Here is a 20,219-nt window from a genome sequence, read left to right as displayed (position 1 = left end):
TATCAACCATGAAGAAAATAGAAATGAAAAAAGCATATCTTTTTACCATGACTGTCCTCATCGTTTTGATAGGATACTCATGTACGAAACTAAATGACACGAATTTTGCCAATATTATTTCCAGCGAGTTTAAACCAACAGCAAGCGACGTTGCTGCCCTGGTGGGGGTACCGTACACCAACTGGCGGACACTGGAACTTGGCCGGAGTGCAAACGCCATTTGGCGAACCAATGAACTCGCCGGCGATGAGGAGGTAATCCCTGCAAGGCCAAATGGCTGGGTTGACGGTGGTATCTATCGCCGGATGCATGAGCATAAGTGGACAGCCGATGACGACAATAGTTACCAGATCTGGACGAACGCCTATGCCGGTATTACCAATTGTAACCGGTTATTGTACCAGTTGCAAAATAACCTGATCCCGATTACTTCAGGGAAAGATAGTTTAATGGCGGAGTTAAAGGTTCTGCGTGCATCATTCTATTACCCGTTGTGCGATTTCTTTGGAAATGTACCCATCATTACCAAATTTGATGTACCTGCTGGATTTTTGCCAACGCAAAGCAGCCGTAGCGATGTTTATAATTTCATCATTTCAGAAATCACCACCAATTTACCGCTGTTAAATCAGAAGAACGATGGTACCACCTACGGTCGATTTAATAAGTGGGCGGCGCTGGCCTTATTAGCCAAAATGTACCAGAACGCGCAGGTTTACACAGGCACAGCGCATTGGACAGATTGTATTTCCGCTTGCGACCAGATCATTAACTCAGGATTGTTCAATCTGGAAGCGGTGCAAGCCAGCGTGTTCGCCACCAATAACTCGGGTTCTAAGGAAATTATTTTTGCTATTCCTTTTGACAACTTGTATACAGCTGACGGCAATACCGCCTGGACGTTGCATATGGAAACCTTGCAGCCAGAGAACCAGGCCACGTATAACTTCCAAAATTCGCCTTGGGGAGGTATTTGTGCAGAGCCTCAATTCATCAACACTTTTGACCCTGATGATAACCGGTTGAAAGCGAACTGGATACAAGGGCAGCAGTATACAGCCAGCGGTGCCATACTAATGGGTACCATGGATAAGTTTAGTGGAAAGCCATTGGCTTATATCAACCAATTACCAGGCGTCGATTCGTCGCAGGAGGTACACGGTTTCCGTTTAGGAAAATATGAGATCCAGCAGGGCGAATTAGTGGGCATGAGCAATGATTTTCCATTATTTAGGTATGCAGATGTGTTGATGATGAAAGCGGAGGCTGCATTGCGCAACGGAGACGGCGCTACTGCCGCCAGTCTGGTAACACAAGTACGCCAGCGCAATTTTGTTAATAATCCGGGCAAAGCCGTTGTAACGGCTGCGCAACTGGCCGGGCCAACAGTTTATGATTACGGATTGCGCAATCACCTGGCCACCACCCACGAATCCGTTTCTGATATCCAATACGGCCGTTTCCTTGATGAATTGGGTTGGGAGTTTGCCCAGGAGGGACGCAGAAGGCAGGATCTGATCAGGTTTGGGGTGCTGACAAAAAAATCGTGGTTATCGCATTCTCCCAATGGTGATTACAGAACATTAATGCCGATACCAACCAGCGCACTGCACACAAATAGTAATTTAAAGCAAAATCCGGGATATTAACCGGGAATGCAATAAGAAAAGAAACAGGGCGGTTACAGCCGCCCTGTTTAATTGAAACAGTAGTAATTATCGATGAAAAGGGTCTTAAAAAAGCAAAACATATTTAAGCTGCTGGCTTGCCTGTTACCGCTTGTGTTTATTCTTTTTATCGAATTGCTGCTACGGGGTTTCGGCTACGGCCATGATACCTCTTTATTTGTGGAATATCCTGCAGACCCATCAAAGCTGGTGATGAACAGGTATGCATCTGATCCTTTTTTTTCTGATACCATCAACGCTACCAAAGGATTCTACGAGCCATTTGAAAAACAGAAGCAAACAGGAACCTTAAGGATTTTTGTACTTGGCGAATCTACCGCTGCGGGGTATCCCTATTTTCACAATGGTTCTTTCCACCGGTGGCTGGCTTACCGTTTAATGCATTCATTGCCCGATCAGAAAATTGAGGTGATTAACCTGGCGCTAACCGCGGTTAACTCTTACACCGTACTAAACTTTGCACGTCAGGTAGTGAACTATCAGCCCGACGCTGTTTTGGTATACGTAGGGCACAATGAATACTATGGCGCTTTGGGTGTCGGTTCTACCAGTCGTATCGGGAGCAGCAGCGGGTTAATTAATTCACTGGTGTGGTTGCGTCGTTTCAGAACGGTGCAATTGGTGCAGAACCTTTTGTTCAGCATACGCTCGGGTGGCAAACCTTCAAACAGCGTTAATCTGAGTGAAAACCTGATGAAGCGGATGGTGGGTAAACAACAGATGCCTTTCAATGGCGACGACTATAAAAAAGGTATCACGCAGTTTGAAACCAACATGCAGCAGCTAACCACGCTGTTTTCTGAAAAGCATATTCCGCTACTGATCAGTAACCTGGTGAGTAATGAAAAAGACCTGAAACCGTTTATCAGCACTTCTGCGACAGACCGTTATTCTGCTAACAGGGAGTTCAATTCAGCAACCGATGCCTTAAAAAAAGGCGATTATCCGGAAGCGAAGAAGCATTTTCTACTTGCTAAGGATTTTGATGAATTGCGTTTCCGCGCGCCGGAAGCTATGAACCAGATTATTATACAGGCGGCACGCAAACCCAGTGTTTACGTAGTAAACGCACGTGATCTTTTTGAAGAACATTCTGCTAATCGTATTTTAGGTAATGAAACCCTGCTGGAACATGTCCATCCCAATCTTTTGGGCTATGCACTCCTGTCAGACGGGTTTTATGAAGCCTTGAAGAAAATAGGCGTCTTTCATGCAGATACCGCGAGGGAAATGTCTTTTAAAACATTGCTGGCCAAGATGCCTGTTACCAAAGTAGATTCGCTGGCCGGCATTTACCAGATTATGATCCTGCGTTCAGGGTGGCCTTTTAATCAACCTATTTCTAAAGATTTCAATTTAGGGCAATCAATGGAAGAGCGGCTGGCAGGTCAGCTTTCAGTAAATCACCTGCCATGGGCAATGGCGATGGATCAGCTTTTTAAGGGCAGTATGTCTACAGGCAATAAGTTGCAGGCGTTGAAAGCCACAGAGGCGGTGCTGCTGGAGAACCCCGAAAATACCACTTATTACATGTATGCCGCCCGGCTTAATTTCGATTTGGGAAAAGTAAAGGATGCCGAATATTATTTCTTACGCTGCTATCAGATAGACCCGTCTTACAAAAATGCGCAGAACCTGTACCTGCTTTACCTGAAGCTGGACAAGCCCTCAGAAGCGATGAACTGGCTGAAAGTTGTGGAAGCAAAGAATGGCATGAATGCCGATTATGAGCCCATGCTGAAGCTGGTGACCAGGCTGGTACAAGCAAAAAAGGAACTGACGGCACAACCGCAAAATCAGAATCTGCGCATGGAGATAGCCGGGTATTACGAGAAGATGGGGGAGCCACAGGTGGCAAATAACTACAGGTAACTGAAGATGAAGAAATGGAATGATAACAGCCGTTTTGGCTTGGGCATCTCTGTCGGGATAACAACGGCAACTGTGTTGAACAGGTACCGGACTGGTAGTGTCAACCTGTGGCTGGTAGCAGCACTGTGTGGCTTATTACTGATCACGCTGTTTTCGCCAATGATACTGGCTGGTCCGCGTATGCTGATAGAACGGTGTGGACGGGCAATGGCCCAGGTTTTCACCGGCGTGATCCTGACACTGCTTTACTTTCTGGTGGTTACGCCGCTAAGTTTGCTTAATAAAGTATTTAAGAAAGATCCTTTGCAGTTAAAGTTTGATGAGCAGGCCCGGTCCTACTGGATAACAGATTCACAGGAACCTATTGACCCGACTAAACAATATTAAAGTATGAATACGCTGATCGAGTTCTGGGTATTTTTAGGAAAACGGAAAAAGTACTGGATGTGGCCTTTTCTGGCATTGATAATCCTGCTGAGCCTGTTTTTGTTTGTCGCGCAAAGCACCGCATTGTCCACGTTCATCTACTCTCTTTTCTAATGTATATCCTGGGTATATCTGCTTATTATCATGATAGTGCGGCTTGTCTCGTAAAAGACGGGACTATTGTGGCTGCTGTTCAGGAAGAACGCTTTTCCCGCATTAAAAATGATGCGTCGTTTCCCGAAAGCGCAATTAAATATTGCCTTTCTGCAGCAGGTATTGCTTTAACAGAAGTAGATCATGTGGTATTCTATGAAAAGCCCTTCCTGAAGTTCGAACGCTTACTGGATACCATTTTTGCATTTGCCCCGCACGGCTTACGTGCTTACCTGAAAGCAATGCCCATATGGATAAAAGATAAATTGTTTACCCGGGGAAATATCAGTAAAGCCCTTCAACAAATAGATCAAAACTGGAAAGAAAGGGAAGGAGGGTTGCTGTTTTGCGAACATCATTCCTCGCATGCAGCATCTGCTTTTTTTGCATCGCCATTTGAAAAGGCGGCCATTTTAACCGTTGACGGGGCCGGGGAATGGGTTACCTCTTCCATTGCAGTTGGCCATGGAAACAATACTAACCGGATCAAATACATTAATTTTCCGCATTCGATAGGCTTACTTTATTCTGCTTTTACTTACTACCTGGGTTTTAAGGTAAATTGCGATGAATATAAGGTGATGGGTCTTGCCCCTTACGGAAAACCTGTTTACCGCTCGCTTATCTATAAATGCCTGGTAGATGTAAAAGCCGATGGCTCCTTCCGGATCAATATGAATTTTTTCAATTATGCATCCGGGTTAACCATGGTTAATCAAAACTTTGTGAAGCTATTTGGGAACAAGATCAGGGCGAAAGACGAAACCATCACTAAGTTTCACATGGATGTGGCGGCATCTATACAAAACGTCACCGAAGAAATTTTGCTTAAAATAGCACGGGATATAAAAGCGAAAACGGGCTGCGAAAATTTATGTATGGCGGGCGGTGTCGCATTGAATTGTGTAGCTAATGGCAAACTGCTCAGAAGCGGCATATTCAAAAATATCTGGGTACAACCTGCAGCCGGAGATGCAGGGGGAGCGGTAGGTGCGGCATTGTTCATCTACTATCAACATCTGCAAAATAAGCGGAAAATTGGCGATGAAAATCAGATGCAACAGATGTTGCTGGGGCCAGCGTTTAGTGCAGAAGAAATAGCGCATACGCTTAACAAATTAAACATCAGGTATCATAAGCTTAACCCCGATAGTTACCTGAAAACCGTGGCCGAAAAAATTGCCGACGGAATGGTGGTTGGATGGTTTTCGGGCCGTATGGAGTTTGGGCCGCGCGCATTGGGCGCAAGAAGCATACTGGCCGATCCGCGTGATCCGGGTATGCAATTAAAGCTGAATCTTAAAATTAAGTTCCGCGAGTCGTTCCGGCCTTTTGCTCCCGCAGTTCTGCAAAAGTATTGCCATGTATATTTCAATCTGCGGGTTGCCAGTCCGTATATGTTATTCACCGCGCCCGTATCACAATGGCAGTTGGATGGGGATGAAGATGATAGCTTTGCAGTTGGCGTAGCTACGCTTAAAGAAGTACGAACTACTATTCCGGCTGTTACCCACGTCGACTATTCTGCCCGCGTACAAACAGTTGACGAACTTAACGGAAGCTTTTATCATTTGCTGCAAGCTTTTTATCTTGTAACCGGATGCCCTATACTGATCAATACCTCCTTTAATGTAATGGACGAGCCGATTGTTTGTACGCCCGAAGATGCGGTATCGTGTTTCCTGAAAACGGATATGGATCTGCTGGCATTCGAAAATATATTGATCTACAAATCTGAGAACCTAAATATTCACTAATGAAAAACAGAAAGAGAATTGGATATGGCTTAATGCTCGCACTGGCGTGCGGAATGATCAATTCGAGGGTTTCAGCCCAAAGCAAACCAATTGAACTATTTCCTTTAGAAGATATCAAGCTGTTATCAAGCCCGTTTTTGGTTGCCCAGCAAACCGATCTCAACTATATGTTGAAGCTTGATCCGGATCGGCTGCTGGCTCCTTTTTTAAGGGAAAGCGGTTTAACGCCCAAAGCTAAAAGCTATGGCAACTGGGAAGATAGCGGTTTGGATGGGCACACCGCCGGACATTACCTTACCGCCCTGGCACAAATGTATGCCGCCACCGGCGATCCGCAGTGTTTAAAAAGGATTAATTACATGGTAGACGAGTTGGCCCGCTGCCAGCAGAATAATAAGAATGGTTATGTAGGCGGTGTACCGGGAGGGATGGCCATGTGGGCCGAAGTGAAGAACGGCGATTTTAGCAGCTTCAACAAAAAGTGGGTGCCCTGGTACAATATGCATAAGCTGTACGCCGGTTTACGCGATTGCTGGTTGCTGGCGCATAATGAAAAAGCCAAAATAGTGTTGGTTAAACTGTCAGACTGGGCAGCCGAAGAAACCGCGGGGTTAACGCCAGAGCAAATGCAGCGTATGTTAAATACAGAGCACGGCGGCATGAATGAAGTGTTTGCAGATGTTGCTGATATCACCGGCAATAAAAAATATCTGAAACTGGCACAGCGATTTTGTCATCAGGCAATTTTGCAACCGCTGGAAAAACGTCAGGATAAACTCACCGGCTTGCACGCGAATACCCAAATTCCAAAGATTATAGGATTTGAACGTATTTCTGAATTGAACCAGGATACCGCCTATCATACTGCTGCCCGTTTTTTCTGGAAAACCGTAGTCGATAACCGCACCATCTCCATCGGCGGCAATAGTGTGCGCGAGCATTTTAACCCTTCGGATAACTTTCTGCCCATGCTGGAATCTGAACAGGGGCCGGAAACCTGCAACAGCAACAACATGCTGAAGCTGACCAAAATGCTGTTTTTGTATGACAACTCGCCGGAGTACATGGAGTTTTACGAGCGGTTATTGTACAACCACATCCTATCGTCAGAGCATCCGGTAGAAGGCGGCTTTGTTTACTTTACACCTATCCACCCAAGGCATTACCGGGTATATTCCACCGCTGATGAAAGCTTTTGGTGCTGCGTGGGTACCGGTATGGAAAATCATGGTAAGTATGGCGAGCTGATATACGCACATCAGGGAAAGGATATCTACGTCAATCTGTTCATTCCATCGGTATTGAACTGGAGCGACAACGGAATAACTTTAAAACAGGAAAATAACTTTCCAGATCGTGAAAGCACCCGACTAATGGTAACGATTAAAAAGCCGCAACAGTTTAATCTGTCTGTGCGCAAACCATCATGGGCAACCGGTGGGTTTGCTATTAAAGTTAATGGCAAAATAGTAAAAGCACAAAATGGGATTAAGGGCTACCTGGCAGTTAACCGGCTATGGAAAACCGGCGATGTGGTCACAATAGCACTGCCCATGAAGAATTCGGTAGAATACCTGCCGGACCATTCCGGATGGGTATCGTTTCTGCACGGACCGATTGTGTTAGCTGCGCCAACTGATACCACTGATCTATTGGGCCTGAAAGCAGACGACAGCCGCTGGGGACATATTGCCCGTGGTAAACTGTATGATTTCTCCCAGGCGCCGTTGATCGTTGATAAAGGTGGCGACCTTGCTGCCGCGCTTACTCCGGTAAAAGGCAGTAATGCAAACTTCAGCATCTCGCCACTGATCTACCAGGCGAAATACAAAAACCTGAAACTGATTCCTTTTTATAAACTTCATGATGCGCGTTATATGCTTTATTGGCCTGTAGCCAATGCTGATTCCATTTCACAGCGTGAACAGCAACTGGAAACAGAGGACAAGCTAAGCACCCGCCTTGCTTCGAGGATAGTAGATGGTGTAAATGCTGGTGAACAGCAACCCGAAGTTGACCATGGGCTTAACTCGCAAAATTCAAACACAGGGATCATCAATAACCGACATTGGCGCGATGCGGGCGATTTCTTTAGCTATAAGCTCGGGGGGAATTCACAAACTACCGTACTGCAGATCAGTTATTCGGGCAAAGACCGCGACCGTCAGTTTGATGTGTACATCAACGGACAAAACATCACACACATTAATGTAGCGGATGATGCTGCCGAAGCGGTAGTGACCAAAGAATTTAAACTGCCGGATGGATTAGCAAAAACTAACAAAGTACTCGAAGTGAAATTCGTTGCAACTGGTGGTAAAAGAACCGCACCGGTTTATAGTGTAAAGCTTTTAAGATAAAATCAACACAGGTAGGGGCCTGATGAGTAACATACATCTAAACGTATAAACAATGAAATTAAATCTGTATAAATGGTTATTCGTAACCTGTATCGCGATGCCTTCTGTTCTTTTTGCGCAGAACTATCAGCAATCAAAAGAAGGCGTTAAAGCTGTTATAGACGGCGTTTCTGTGAACATCGTGTTCTACTCGCCTGCTATTGCCCGGGTAGAAAAGTTTCCGGTCGGGCATCACTTTACAAAGAACAGCCTTGCGGTAATTAAACAGCCGGAGAACGTGCCGTTAACCGTAACCCGTAATAGCAATGTAGTAGCTATTAAAAGCAGCAAGTTAACCGCTTACCTGAATCTCGCGACTGGTAAAGTATGGTTCGAAACACCTTCAGGTCAAGCGCTTTTATCTGAAAAGGATTACGGCGCCCAGTTTAGTCCTATGGATGATAAGGGCAAACAAATGTATGAAGTAAGGCAAGCTTTTAAATTAGATACCACGGAGGTGATTTACGGCTTAGGCCAGCAGCAAAACGGTAAGTTGAGTCAGCGGTTCGAAAAAGTGTTTCTGCAGCAAGGTAATACCCGCGTTTGTATACCTTTCTTTCAGTCTATTAAAGGGTACGGTTTGTATTGGGACAATTATTCGCCCACTACTTTTAACGATAACAAGCAGGAAACTTCCTTTGATTCTGAGCGCGGTGATAATATAGACTATTACGTGATGGCAGGCCGCGGGACAGACGGTGTGGTTGCAGAAATGCGTACGTTAACCGGGCAGGTTCCCATGAAACCATTGTGGGCCTTTGGTTTTATACAATCGCGCGAGCGCTACAAAACCCAGTTCGAACTGGTTGAAGTAGCCAGAAAATACCGGGAATTAAAAGTTCCGATAGATGGTGTTGTGCAAGACTGGCAGTACTGGGGACCGGACAGTAATTGGAATGCGATGGCTTTCGACCCGAAAACCTATCCACGCCCCAAAGCCATGATCGATAGCATACACCGGATGAATGCACACTTATTCATCGTTTCCTGGCCAGGTTTCGGCCCAAAAACGCCGCAGTATGCAGAGTTCAGTAAGAAAAATATGCTGATCAACTTTGATACCTGGCCGCCGAACAGCGGTGCAAAACCTTACGACGTATACAACCCGGAAGCCAGGGATATTTACTGGTCTTACCTGAATAAAGGCGTATTTTCTTTAGGGCCCGACGCCTGGTGGCTGGATTCAACCGAACCGGATCATATCAATATTAAAGAAAGCGACTGGGAACAGCCAACTTACCTGGGTACTTATCGAAACTGGTTGAACGCTTTTCCGCTTCAGCATACCAAAGGGGTGTATGAACATCAACGCGAAACATTAACACAAAAACGGGTGATGTTGTTAACCCGCTCTGCATTCGCGGGGCAACAACGTTTCGGTTCGGATACCTGGAGCGGCGATTTAGGGTCTAACTGGGAAAACCTGCGGAGGCAGATACCGGCAGTGCTTAATTTCGGTCTTACCGGCCTGCCTTACTGGAATGTAGATATCGGTGGGTTCTTTGCCGGTAGTTTCAGACAGGGTGGGGGAGCCATGAACCCGGATTTCCAGGAGCTGTATGTCCGCTGGATGGAGTTCTCCACATTTACTTCAATGATGCGCTCGCACGGAACGGATATACCCCGCGAGATCTATCAATTTGGTAAACGGGGCGATTGGGCCTTTGATGCGCAGGAAAAATGTATCAATCTGCGTTATCGTCTGCTGCCTTACCTGTATGCTACCGGGTGGAATGTAACAAACCAAGCAGCATCCTTTTTACGTCCGCTTGCAGCTGATTACGCTGGTGATACAAAAGTGCTGGACCTGAATACCGAGTTTTTGTTCGGCAAGTCGTTCCTGGTTGCACCGGTAATTGAAAAGGGAGCAAAATCCAGATCGGTTTATCTGCCGACCAATTCATCATGGTTTGATTTCTGGACCGGCGAGCAAATTGCTGGTGGCAAAGCGATAGAAAGGCAAGCGCCTATTGATGTGGTGCCGCTTTACGTAAAAGCAGGATCAATTATCCCATGGGGGCCAAAAGTTCAGTATGCTGCAGAAAAGAAGTGGGATGTGCTCGATATCCGGATTTATCCCGGTGCGGATGGCGATTTTACCCTGTATGAAGACGAGAACGACAGCTACAACTATGAGCAGGGTAAATACAGTACCATCACCTTCCACTGGGATAACCAGCAGAAAAAACTAACGATAGGCGACCGCCATGGTGATTTCCCGGGCTTGCTTAAAAGCCGTAAGTTTAGAGTAACTATAGCCCCTGCGCTGAAAGATCTGAATGAAGACAGTAACACCTACAAAACAGTAGCATATACAGGAAAATCTAAAACGGTGGTCTTTTAAAAAGCTAAAGACAATCCATTTTCTTACAAACCGATGATGTAAATGAAAGTATACTATAGTTCTATTATGCTATTGACCGGAAATCTTCAATACACGCACTAGTTTTGAATCTGGTGTCTGAGGTAATGAAACTGTTAACCCATTATTGTTTTGAGACCAGGATAACTTTTCAGATGATCCTAACAAGGTAACTTCCTTAATGTCGCCGAACCATAGCGTTTTTCCTTTTTGTAAAGACTTTATGGTTACCTTACTATCCGGCCATTCCATTAGTATGGCATACAGGCAATTTGTTTTGGTAGTAAAACGGATATCTTCGGAAGTATACTTTAACCGTTGGGTTTTATTAGCTTCACCGTTTACAACGTTTGTTGGTCCTTCACCGAATATTTTCCATGGCCGTGTACCGTGGATGGATTCGCCGTTGATATCCATCCATGCAGCCATTTCTTTTAAGAATTGGACTGCCTTTTCTGATATTGTACCGTCTGATTTTTGGGTGATGTTCAGCATCAAATTTCCGTTCTTGCTAACAATATCCGCCAACTGCTGTAAAATTTGCTTGGTGGATGCAGTATAGGCATCCCTGGAAATAAACCAGCCGTCAAAAGAGGTGTCGGTTTGCCAGGGGTATCTTCTTATGGTATCGCTCTGGCCGTTCTCAATATCATGCACAAAGCTTTTCTGCTTTTCGGGCGAATAGCCCTTAACATTGATTACAGCCATATTACGGCCATTATTCCATTCCTGGCTTTTATTATAGAAATGAGCGGCGATGCGAAGATCTTTGAAAGGGAACCCGCCGTCAAAATAGATCAGGTCGGGTTTGTAATTGTCAACCAGGTCATATACCCGGTTAAGGAATTTTAATTTAAAGGCAGAATCCGGCGGTGCGCCTGGTTGGTGCGGTTTGCAGTAAAGGTCTTGCGGGTCGTAACCTTCCCACCATAGCCCCTTGCCGTCAGCCTTAGTCAGATTTCCGTCGTATGGTACTCCTTTTAGCGGCCCATCCAGATCGGCTCCCCGGCTGGGTTCGAACCAGCTCCACGAAGATGAACCATGGAAGGATACGCCGAACTTCATTTGAAGTGCTTTTGCGGCTTCCTGCCAACCCTTAACAATGTCTTTTTTGGGGCCCATGTTTACAGCATTCCAGGGTTGATATTTGGAGTCCCACATATCAAAATTATCGTGATGCTGCCCCATGGACATAAAATAACGGGCGCCGGCTTTATAATAAAGCTCCATCAACGCTTTTGGGTCCCAATGCTCGGCCTTAAATAAAGGGATCAGGTCCTTGTATCCAAATTTTGAGGGATGTCCGTAAGTTTTAAGATGGTAGGCATTTGCTTTAATACCGCCCTTAATTCGCCATTCGTTAGCTTCATTTGGCGCTTTGTAAAGAAAATGGCCGTACCAGTCGCCAAGCTCTGGGACAGATTGTGGCCCCCAGTGTGCCCAGATACCAAATTTGGCATCTCTGAACCATTCCGGACAGTCATACTGCTCAAGTGATTCCCAGGATGCGGTATATTTTATTGTTTTTTTGCCCTTGTTTGGCTCGTTATTCGACTGGCCCATCGTACTGGTCGCTATAGACAGAACGAGTAAAGAGGAAGCTATTTTTTTTGAAACTTTCATTTTTTTAAATTAAAAGAACACCATCCGTTTCGACCGGTAATTCCTACGTGAACATAGCAATATAAGATCCTCAAATTTTTACGGATGGTGTCTGGATTAAGGTATTAGGGGCAAATACGAAAGGTTATTGCTAATAACTAGTCTAATATTTTATTGCGCCGATATCCGGGTTAGTGGTGGTAGAAAGCGCTATGCCAAAATAATCTATACCGCCATTATTGGTAATCACAACCCCGGCCGTTTTACATGGTGAGGCAGAACTTAACTTAAAAGCCGCTGCACTTGCCAGCCCCATCGAATAGCTGGATGGCGATACAAAAGCAGGACTCGAGAATACATTTGATGAATGAGAACCTGTATTCCAGTTGGTGGTTAGAGCGGTTGTTGGATAAAAGCAATTGTTATTAAGAACCGACCCTGAATTCATAGCGCTTTCTGAAAAGTTAGTCACTGTTCCCGAAGCGTTAAGCACATTGTTTTTAAAGTTACCATGGAACGCATGCTCAAATACGTTGGTGATATTATTTGTGATGTAGAAAACATTATTATAAATGTTGTTACTTGTCCCCGTTGGCTTAAAGTCTATCAGCTTTGTTCCGCCCAGCACATCATTGGCACTAATGTTATAACGTACAATCACATTTTTTGCATTAGGCATAAATAGCATGAACCCTTTGTTATTATCGTGCGAGTAATTATACTCGTAGATATCACCGTCCACATCTGTATCGGCGTCGAAAGCTTCACCATCGTTCAGCCCGCCGGTCAGGCCGTAAACTTCATTATGTGAGATAACAGACCCGATGCTATTGAATGTCCAGCAACCGGCAAAATTATTAACATCGTCCATACAAGCATTGTGAACGATATTAGAATCGGCAAGGGCCTGGTAAACCGTATTAAGTACAATTCCGTCGCCATAGATGTTTTCAACGGTATTGCGTATGAATTTAATATTGGTGGATCTGGTGGCTCCTGATCCGTAAGGATAGGTTCTTAAGCCCTCGGTAGCACAATCTTTAACGTAGCAATCTCTAACGGTAACATCGTCGAAATATCCGTATAAGATCACGCCACCGGTTATTTTAGGGACACCTGAAGCGGAGTAATCGGAATTGACATTGTGTATGTAACAGTTGCGGATATAAACGTGGTTTTTCGGCACGGTCAGGTTGGTATTGGTCACTAAAATTCCACGGATCGATATGCCACCTGCGCTACTGTAATTAGAGATCTCAAGGTTGTTGATCTCCCAGTACTCCTGATTGTATAAAAGTAAACCTGCTGAAGATTTTGTACCCGGCCCGTTGATCACCGGTTTATTACCTGTTCCGTATTTATCAATAATGATGGGCGAACCGCTTGCACCTGAGCCTAAAGGGCGTAACTGGCCAGACCACGTTCCGCCGCATTTGAACAGGATGCGATCACCAGGATTAAAGGTGGTTGCATTAACTTTTGCTAAACTCTGCCAGGGTGTCAATTCGCTTGTGCCGCTGCTGGTATCAGCGCCGGCGGGGTCTATATAATAAGTTGTACCAGGGGACAGGGTGTTGAGTTGCTGCCCGGCATGATATGCCTTATCGCCGGACTTGGCCTCCAGCAACGCATCTGCGTTTTTTTTACATCCTGCGCCGAATAAGGCTACAGAAATAAGCATAAGGGGTAAATACTTTCTCATCGTAATTTCTGGTTAAGTGATCTTTTATGAATTGGTTTTGTGATAAAATGGAGGCGTTATTTGGTTAAGCCATCTAACCGGATAACATAAGCTATCGGGTTTGGGGGGGCAGATGGCAAGGCTATTTCAAGTCCTTTTGAAGTACTGTTCAGTTCAAGGGGGCCGTTGTAACCCAGCATAGTTGCTTTTATTGCATCCAATTGCTCTTTGCTGATGCCTTTCAATGAAGTGATACATACCTTACCCGAGGCCGGCCATTCCATGCAAATGGCAAACAGTGAGCCCTCTTTTTGTGTAAACCTGATATCTGCTTCAGTATAGGCATCACTCTTTTTCCTGAAAAGCGGCATAGCACCTTTTCCGTTGTCCGGAATGTATTTTTCTAACGAGGGACCTTCACCGTACCTGGTCCAGGGGCGTGTACCGTAGATGGCGTTTCCGTTGACGGCCATCCATTCCCCAATTTCCTTCAGTATCTTTTTTTCCTGATCGTCAAGCGTTCCGTCTGCCTTGATCGGAACGCTGAGCAAGAGGTTGCCGTTCTTGCTTACCACATCCGCCAATGCGTGTATAACGCTCTTGGCGTCTTTATAATGTACATCTTTCTGGTAGTGCCAGTTACCTATGCAGGCATCTGACTGCCAGGGAATGGGGTTGATAGAACGCTCGGTGCCGACTTCAAGATCATTCACCAGGCATTTTTGTTCTGAGCCGGTCAGTGATTTGGTATTGATAACGGCTTCGTTTTTCCCCGAGTGCCTCGCAGCATTTCTGTTGTAAATATTTGCGACAAGGTTTAAGCTATATTTTTCGCGATCATCCTTAACGCCCAGGGGTAATTTATAATCGTCAAAGTACACCAGGTCCGGCTCGTATTTGTCAACTACATCCAGCACCCGATTATAGAATTTCATGTTGTAAGCCGTGGAAGCGGGTTCCCCCGGAAACTTACTCTGCAGTTTACGGTCGCGTGCATAAATGCTTGGGGTATGCCGCTGTTCATAAAGATCCTGCGGGTCATAACCTTCCCACCACAACCCTTTTCCATCTGCTCTAGTCAGTTTTCCGTCATACGGAACCCCTGCCATAGCGCCGGTGGTATCGCTTAGCTGGGCAACCTCATACCAGCTCCAGGCGCTTCGGGCGTGGATAGACACCCCAAACCGAAGCCCTGCCTTTTTTGCCGCATCTGCCCACTTGCTTACAAGGTTTTTCTGCGGCCCCATGTTAACAGCGTTCCAGGGCTGATACTTTGAGTCCCATAGGTCGAAATTGTCGTGATGTGCGGCTAGCGCAACAAAGTATTTGGCGCCTGCGTTTTTGTAAAGCGCCATCAGTTGTTCCGGATCAAAATGCTCTGCTTTCCAAAGATGGATCACGTCCTTGAACCCGAATTTGGAAGGATGGCCGTAGCGCTTCACGTGCAGTTGATATTGTCTGCTGCCCTGGATATACATGTTTCTGGCGTACCAGTCGCCGGCCTCGGGTTCGCATTGCGGCCCCCAGTGTGCCCATATCCCAAACTTGGCATCACGAAACCAATCCGGGGCCTGTTTATAGCTCTCGAGAGAAGACCAGGAAGCTTTGTACGTTCCAGGTGTAATTTTTAGATCCTGGGCCCGGCTGGCCAGACCCAATGATAAAAGTAGTGGAAGAATAGCTGTTTTTATTCTCCTGTAATTTGAAGGTTTATTTCTGAACATTGGCTGTATGGAGTGAACAATACAAATTTTGATTTTCCTGAGATGTTCCGTTCATGCCTGTTGCAGCAAAAAGGCAGGTGTAATAGTTCAGGCCAATGATTATTGTTAATGCATTAAACATTTGGTTCCGGATAGCGGAATGAGGATCGTTTTCTGCCTGAAATACTATTGGTGATGGTAGCTATTGTTGACAGTATGTTTCTTAAAATTTATTTGAGCAATAAGCAATGCTCTATGAAATATTTGTAATGCCTTTTTAAGCTAAGGTTTAATTAAATTGCTTGCAGATCTATTGGCAAACCAATTACATTAGATCAGCCGATTAGCCTAATTTTGATGATTTTCCGAATTGATTCCAAGAGCTTAAAGCGTTTTGCGATAATGTTGTTCGTGTTTCTTTGCGTGTTTAGAACGGGTAAAGCGCAGGCGAAGACTTTGAACTTCAAGCATCACACCATTAACCAGGGGTTGTCTCAAAATACGGTATTGAGCGTCCTTTGCGACAGCCGGGGTTTGACGTGGGTAGGAACAGAGGACGGTCTGAATAAATTTGATGGTTACGAATTTACCACCTACCGGCATGACAACCAGGATCCCTTATCCATCAGCGGAAACCAGATCAACGCCATTTTTGAGGATAAAAGCGGTGACATGTGGATTGGTACTGCAAACGGGCTAAGCAGGTACGACCGCGATAAGGATCGGTTTACCCGGTTGACGGAAACGTTAAAGACAGCAGAAAGCCCGCAAAATTATATCACTTCTATAACTGCTGACAACGCTGGCGATATCTGGATAGGATGCCTCGGAAACCTGAAAAAATATGATAGCAAGCGAAAACGGCTCATCACTTTCCAAAGCAAAGAATTACAAAGGATACAAAGTATCTTCTGCGATTCAAAAGGTATGCTTTGGCTTTGTAAGCAAAATGGTCTGGTCATCCTGGATCCCTTTACAACACGTATACTTCCGCTGCCTGGTATCCTGGTCAAAGACCGCTCATTGTCGGGCTCCTTCATCCGTACCATCAGGGAGGATAAACAGGGGAGAGTCTGGATCGGTACAGAGTCGCGCGGCATATTTATTTATGAACGGCAACAAAATAAGCTGGTCTCTTTGGCTGCGTTTTCTGGTTTGTTTAACCGTTTCCCGGTAGTCAGTTCTGTCCGCGATATATTCGTCAGGAACGAAAAAGAAATATGGTTCGGTACCAGAAACGGCCTTTTGGTTTATAACATTCTGCTTCGAACCCAAACGCTCTATACCACTGATAAGTATGATCCCTATTCGCTATCTCATAATATCGTCCGTTGCATCGCTAAAGACAAGGCCGGTAATTATTGGATAGGCACCTACTCTGGCGGACTGGATATGACCACCGGCAAGGCGCGTGTATTTAATATGATAGGTGAACAATTTGGTGACCGTCAGGGCCTGACTTCCAAGGTGGTGAATGCATTAGCGGTTGGGGCTGATAGTTCATTATGGGTGGGAATGGAAAGTGAAGGGCTTGATCATTATGACAGCAAAAAGAATACCTTCCGTAATTTCCGTTTCAGTGCCATCGAACCAGAGGCATCCAATACCGTCAAAAGCCTGCTCAGGATTGGAAACGATCTTTGGATAGGTACGCTTACCCACTTATGGCGCATGGATATGAAGACCGGCGCCATCATTAAATGCGAAATTCCCGTAACCGGGGGCGTTTATTCATTAGAAGAAACCCCGAAAGGTTTGTGGGCTGGCACTAATGGATCTGGCGTGTTGTTGCTGCGCTCCTCAAAAATAATCAGCCGGTTATCCCACCGTGCAGGTTTCAACAGTATTGCCAGCGATCATGTGAACAAGATATGCCGGGATAAGGACCAGAGCTTATGGATCGGTACCGGGGCGGGTTTAAACTACTTTGATGGAAAACAGTTTAAGTTATTCATTTATGACCGGAATGATCCGTATAGCCTGAGCAACAGTAGTGTGCTTTCTATATTCATAGACCGGCGGCAAGGTGTCTGGATAGGTACAAAAGGAGGAGGGCTGAACTTTTTCGACCGCGCTACCAGAAGGTTTTATCATATTACCACCAGGGAAGGCCTGGCCAATGATGTGATTCAGGATATTTGCGAAGACAAAGCGGGCAACCTATGGGTTAGCTCTAACAAAGGGTTGTCAAAACTTACATTCAAAAATTTTTCAATTCCGTTCAGGGCTCAAAACTTCAATATCTTAAATTACGATTTTCAGGACGGGCTGCAAAGTAACCAGTTCAACCCCAACTCTGGCGCTACAGCACCGGATGGAGCCTTGTTTTTCGGGGGCATTAACGGCATTTCCTTCTTCGACCCGGTACATGTTGCTGTCAATCGTTACCGTCCCCCAGTGATATTCACGGATTTTTTAATTAATAATGTGAGGGTAAAGGTCGGTGCGCCGGATGCTCCGCTTAAGCAAGCGATTGATCAGTGTAAAGAGGTTGTATTGGCTCACGCGCAGGCTTATTTTAGTATTAAGTTTGCGGCGCTCAATTATATTAATCCCAGCAAGAACCACTACAGGTATAAGCTGGAAGGTTTAACCAAAAATGAGGATTGGCATTACGTAACGAGTGAGCGGTCTGCAACATATACCAGTTTGGATGCCGGCGAATACAATTTTAAAGTGCAGGCATCGAATGATGACGGGGTATGGAATGAGCAGGCAAAGACCCTGAAGATCATTGTTCTTCCACCGTGGTGGAAAACATGGTGGGCATTTATCATTTATGCCACCGTGATGAGTGTTTTGCTTTATCTGTATTATTACTATTCTTTGAAAACTGCTAAGCTGAAGAACGAACTTTCTTACGAACACATTGTACGCGAGAAAGAGCAGGAACTTTATCAGCAAAAACTGAATTTTTTTACCAACATATCCCACGAGATCAAAACACCGATCACACTGATCCTGGCACCTTTGGAAAACCTGATCGAGACCAATCAGGGAAATAATAAGTTTAACAATCAGCTGATGCTGATGAAAAGGAACGGCGAGCGATTGATGAAGCTGATTACCCAACTGCTGGATTTCAGGAAGTTTGAAAGCAACCTGGCGAAGGTTCAGGTTGCAGAAGGGAATATCGTAAGATTTGTAAAAGAGGTGGTGTATTCTTTTCAAGCCCATGCAGAAAACCTGGGTATTAAGATAGAGGTGGAGGCCGAACAACCCAGGATCAGGCTTTGGTTCGACCGGGAGATTTTCGAAAAGATATTGTTCAACCTGATTTCGAATGCGCTTAAATTCACACCGGAAGGCGGAACCGTGCTGATAACCTTGAAGAAAATCAATGATCAGAAACAGCTTCAAATAGAGGTAAAGGATAATGGCCGTGGCATACCCGCCGATCAGATCGTTCATATATTTGATCAGTTTGCCCATTATGACAATTATGGCGTTAACCTTAACGGGAATGGTATCGGGCTTAATTTAGTAAAGACACTTGTTGAATATCATAAAGGGACTATTACTGTTGAAAGCCAGGAGGGCCTCGACGGAAAAAGGGGGTATACCTGTTTTCGCTTTACGGTACCGATGGGTAAGGATCAGTATAAAGCGGATGAAATCATTTCGGATTATAAGAGCAGTGAGGACATAGCCGCTTACCAGGAAAAAGACCTTTATCTGGATGCCGAATTAATAACCGAACAGTTAGCTGAACCGCGCGAGTGGCTGGAAGAGAAACCCATTCTATTGATTGTTGAAGATAACCCAGACCTGATCACTTTTCTTTCTGATTATTTTAAAAATAGTTTTATTGTTGAAGTGGCAGTCAACGGTAAAGAAGGTATCGAAAAAGCATTTCAGCTTATCCCCGATATTATTTTATCGGATATCATGATGCCAGAAGTAAGTGGTACCGAGTTGTGTTCCACGCTGAAGAAAGATACCCGGACCAGTCATATCCCTATTATCTTGTTAACTGCAAGAACGCCGCTTATTTACAAGATCGAGGGTTTTGATACCGGCGCAGACGATTACATTACCAAGCCTTTTAGCGTAAAACTCCTGGAAAGAAGAGTCTGGAACCTACTCGAAAGCCGGAGAAAACTACGGGACCGTTACAAGAAAGAGATCACCCTTCAGCCGGTAAATATTGCCATTAACTCTGCAGATGAGCTTTTGTTAGAAAAGATTATGAGCCTGATAGAAAGGCAGATAGACAACCCTAAACTAAGTGTTGAAGATCTGGGGAAAGAGGTATTCATGAGCAGGGTGACTTTTTACAGAAAGATAAAGGCGCTGACCAACCAAACCCCGGTCGAATTCATCCGGGGGATCAGACTTAAACGGGCTGCCCAACTATTGGCCACAAAAAAATATCACATCAGTGAGGTGGCTTACATGGTTGGCTTTTTAGACCTTAACTATTTCAGAAAGTGTTTCAAAGAGGAGTTTGGCAAAACACCTAAAGATTATTACGGAGCAGAATCCGATAATGCTAAATCATAAAACGGGATTGAAATTTTTACCTCTGGTATCAAAGCATTTAATGGACTGCGATGTTTAGCCCTGGGGTTGATTA

Annotated in this window: 11 protein-coding genes; 8 read left to right on the top strand and 3 right to left on the bottom strand. The window is 45.1% G+C overall.

The window, feature by feature from the left end; genetic code table 11:
* Window positions 1-8: 8 nt before the first annotated feature.
* From MUY27_RS04810 to MUY27_RS04780, 7 genes are all read left to right on the top strand, one after another.
* Complete coding sequence (locus tag MUY27_RS04810; RefSeq protein ID WP_245128852.1) at window positions 9-1,649, top strand: RagB/SusD family nutrient uptake outer membrane protein; 1,641 nt, start codon at window positions 9-11, stop codon at window positions 1,647-1,649.
* Window positions 1,650-1,721: 72 nt separating this feature from the next.
* Window positions 1,722-3,560 (top strand): SGNH/GDSL hydrolase family protein, encoded by a 1,839-nt coding sequence (locus MUY27_RS04805; protein ID WP_245128851.1) that lies wholly within the window; start codon window positions 1,722-1,724, stop codon window positions 3,558-3,560.
* A gap of 6 nt (window positions 3,561-3,566) precedes the next feature.
* Window positions 3,567-3,947, top strand: coding sequence for a hypothetical protein (locus MUY27_RS04800; protein WP_245128850.1), 381 nt, complete (start codon window positions 3,567-3,569; stop codon window positions 3,945-3,947).
* A 3-nt stretch (window positions 3,948-3,950) separates the two neighbouring features.
* On the top strand, window positions 3,951-4,100 hold the full coding sequence (locus tag MUY27_RS04795) for a DUF5989 family protein (RefSeq protein ID WP_245128849.1): 150 nt from the start codon (window positions 3,951-3,953) through the stop codon (window positions 4,098-4,100).
* Window positions 4,100-5,896 carry a carbamoyltransferase family protein gene (locus MUY27_RS04790; protein WP_245128848.1) on the top strand — a complete coding sequence of 599 codons (1,797 nt, stop codon included), beginning with the start codon at window positions 4,100-4,102 and terminating at the stop codon, window positions 5,894-5,896. Before MUY27_RS04795 ends, MUY27_RS04790 begins: the two co-directional genes overlap by 1 nt.
* Window positions 5,896-8,256 (top strand): glycoside hydrolase family 127 protein, encoded by a 2,361-nt coding sequence (locus MUY27_RS04785; RefSeq protein WP_245128847.1) that lies wholly within the window; start codon window positions 5,896-5,898, stop codon window positions 8,254-8,256. Before MUY27_RS04790 ends, MUY27_RS04785 begins: the two co-directional genes overlap by 1 nt.
* Window positions 8,257-8,308: 52 nt before the next feature.
* On the top strand, window positions 8,309-10,639 hold the full coding sequence (locus tag MUY27_RS04780) for a glycoside hydrolase family 31 protein (RefSeq protein ID WP_245128846.1): 2,331 nt from the start codon (window positions 8,309-8,311) through the stop codon (window positions 10,637-10,639).
* A gap of 69 nt (window positions 10,640-10,708) precedes the next feature.
* Here MUY27_RS04780 and MUY27_RS04775 read toward each other — a convergent pair whose 3' ends face one another.
* From MUY27_RS04775 to MUY27_RS04765, 3 genes are all read right to left on the bottom strand, one after another.
* Entirely contained in the window at window positions 10,709-12,280 is a 1,572-nt protein-coding gene (locus MUY27_RS04775) for an alpha-L-fucosidase (protein WP_245128845.1), read from the bottom strand.
* Between the two features lie 142 nt (window positions 12,281-12,422).
* Entirely contained in the window at window positions 12,423-13,961 is a 1,539-nt protein-coding gene (locus MUY27_RS04770) for a right-handed parallel beta-helix repeat-containing protein (protein ID WP_245128844.1), read from the bottom strand.
* Between the two features lie 56 nt (window positions 13,962-14,017).
* Window positions 14,018-15,664, bottom strand: a complete 1,647-nt coding sequence (locus MUY27_RS04765) for an alpha-L-fucosidase (RefSeq protein WP_245128843.1) — start codon at window positions 15,662-15,664, stop codon at window positions 14,018-14,020.
* A 381-nt stretch (window positions 15,665-16,045) separates the two neighbouring features.
* On the opposite strand from MUY27_RS04765, the gene MUY27_RS04760 reads away from it, so the two are divergent.
* The gene (locus MUY27_RS04760) at window positions 16,046-20,146 is read left to right on the top strand and encodes a hybrid sensor histidine kinase/response regulator transcription factor (protein ID WP_245128842.1); all 4,101 of its coding nucleotides are present in this window, start codon (window positions 16,046-16,048) and stop codon (window positions 20,144-20,146) included.
* The last annotated feature ends 73 nt before the right edge of the window (window positions 20,147-20,219 follow it).

It is taken from the genome of Mucilaginibacter straminoryzae (assembly GCF_022953055.1).
In the GTDB taxonomy this organism is placed as follows: domain Bacteria; phylum Bacteroidota; class Bacteroidia; order Sphingobacteriales; family Sphingobacteriaceae; genus Mucilaginibacter; species Mucilaginibacter straminoryzae.
Note: the sequence above shows the minus strand (reverse complement) of the source record. Positions and strands in the feature narration are given on the sequence as shown.

Excerpts from the sequence above, each read along its gene's own strand:
- MUY27_RS04810 (WP_245128852.1), top strand. The coding sequence starts at position 9 with ATGAAGAAAATAGAAATGAAAAAAGCATATCTTTTTACCATGACTGTC.
- MUY27_RS04805 (WP_245128851.1), top strand. The coding sequence starts at position 1,722 with ATGAAAAGGGTCTTAAAAAAGCAAAACATATTTAAGCTGCTGGCTTGC.
- MUY27_RS04800 (WP_245128850.1), top strand. The coding sequence starts at position 3,567 with ATGAAGAAATGGAATGATAACAGCCGTTTTGGCTTGGGCATCTCTGTC.
- MUY27_RS04795 (WP_245128849.1), top strand. The coding sequence starts at position 3,951 with ATGAATACGCTGATCGAGTTCTGGGTATTTTTAGGAAAACGGAAAAAG.
- MUY27_RS04790 (WP_245128848.1), top strand. The coding sequence starts at position 4,100 with ATGTATATCCTGGGTATATCTGCTTATTATCATGATAGTGCGGCTTGT.
- MUY27_RS04785 (WP_245128847.1), top strand. The coding sequence starts at position 5,896 with ATGAAAAACAGAAAGAGAATTGGATATGGCTTAATGCTCGCACTGGCG.
- MUY27_RS04780 (WP_245128846.1), top strand. The coding sequence starts at position 8,309 with ATGAAATTAAATCTGTATAAATGGTTATTCGTAACCTGTATCGCGATG.
- MUY27_RS04775 (WP_245128845.1), bottom strand. The coding sequence starts at position 12,280 with ATGAAAGTTTCAAAAAAAATAGCTTCCTCTTTACTCGTTCTGTCTATA.
- MUY27_RS04770 (WP_245128844.1), bottom strand. The coding sequence starts at position 13,961 with ATGAGAAAGTATTTACCCCTTATGCTTATTTCTGTAGCCTTATTCGGC.
- MUY27_RS04765 (WP_245128843.1), bottom strand. The coding sequence starts at position 15,664 with ATGTTCAGAAATAAACCTTCAAATTACAGGAGAATAAAAACAGCTATT.
- MUY27_RS04760 (WP_245128842.1), top strand. The coding sequence starts at position 16,046 with ATGTTGTTCGTGTTTCTTTGCGTGTTTAGAACGGGTAAAGCGCAGGCG.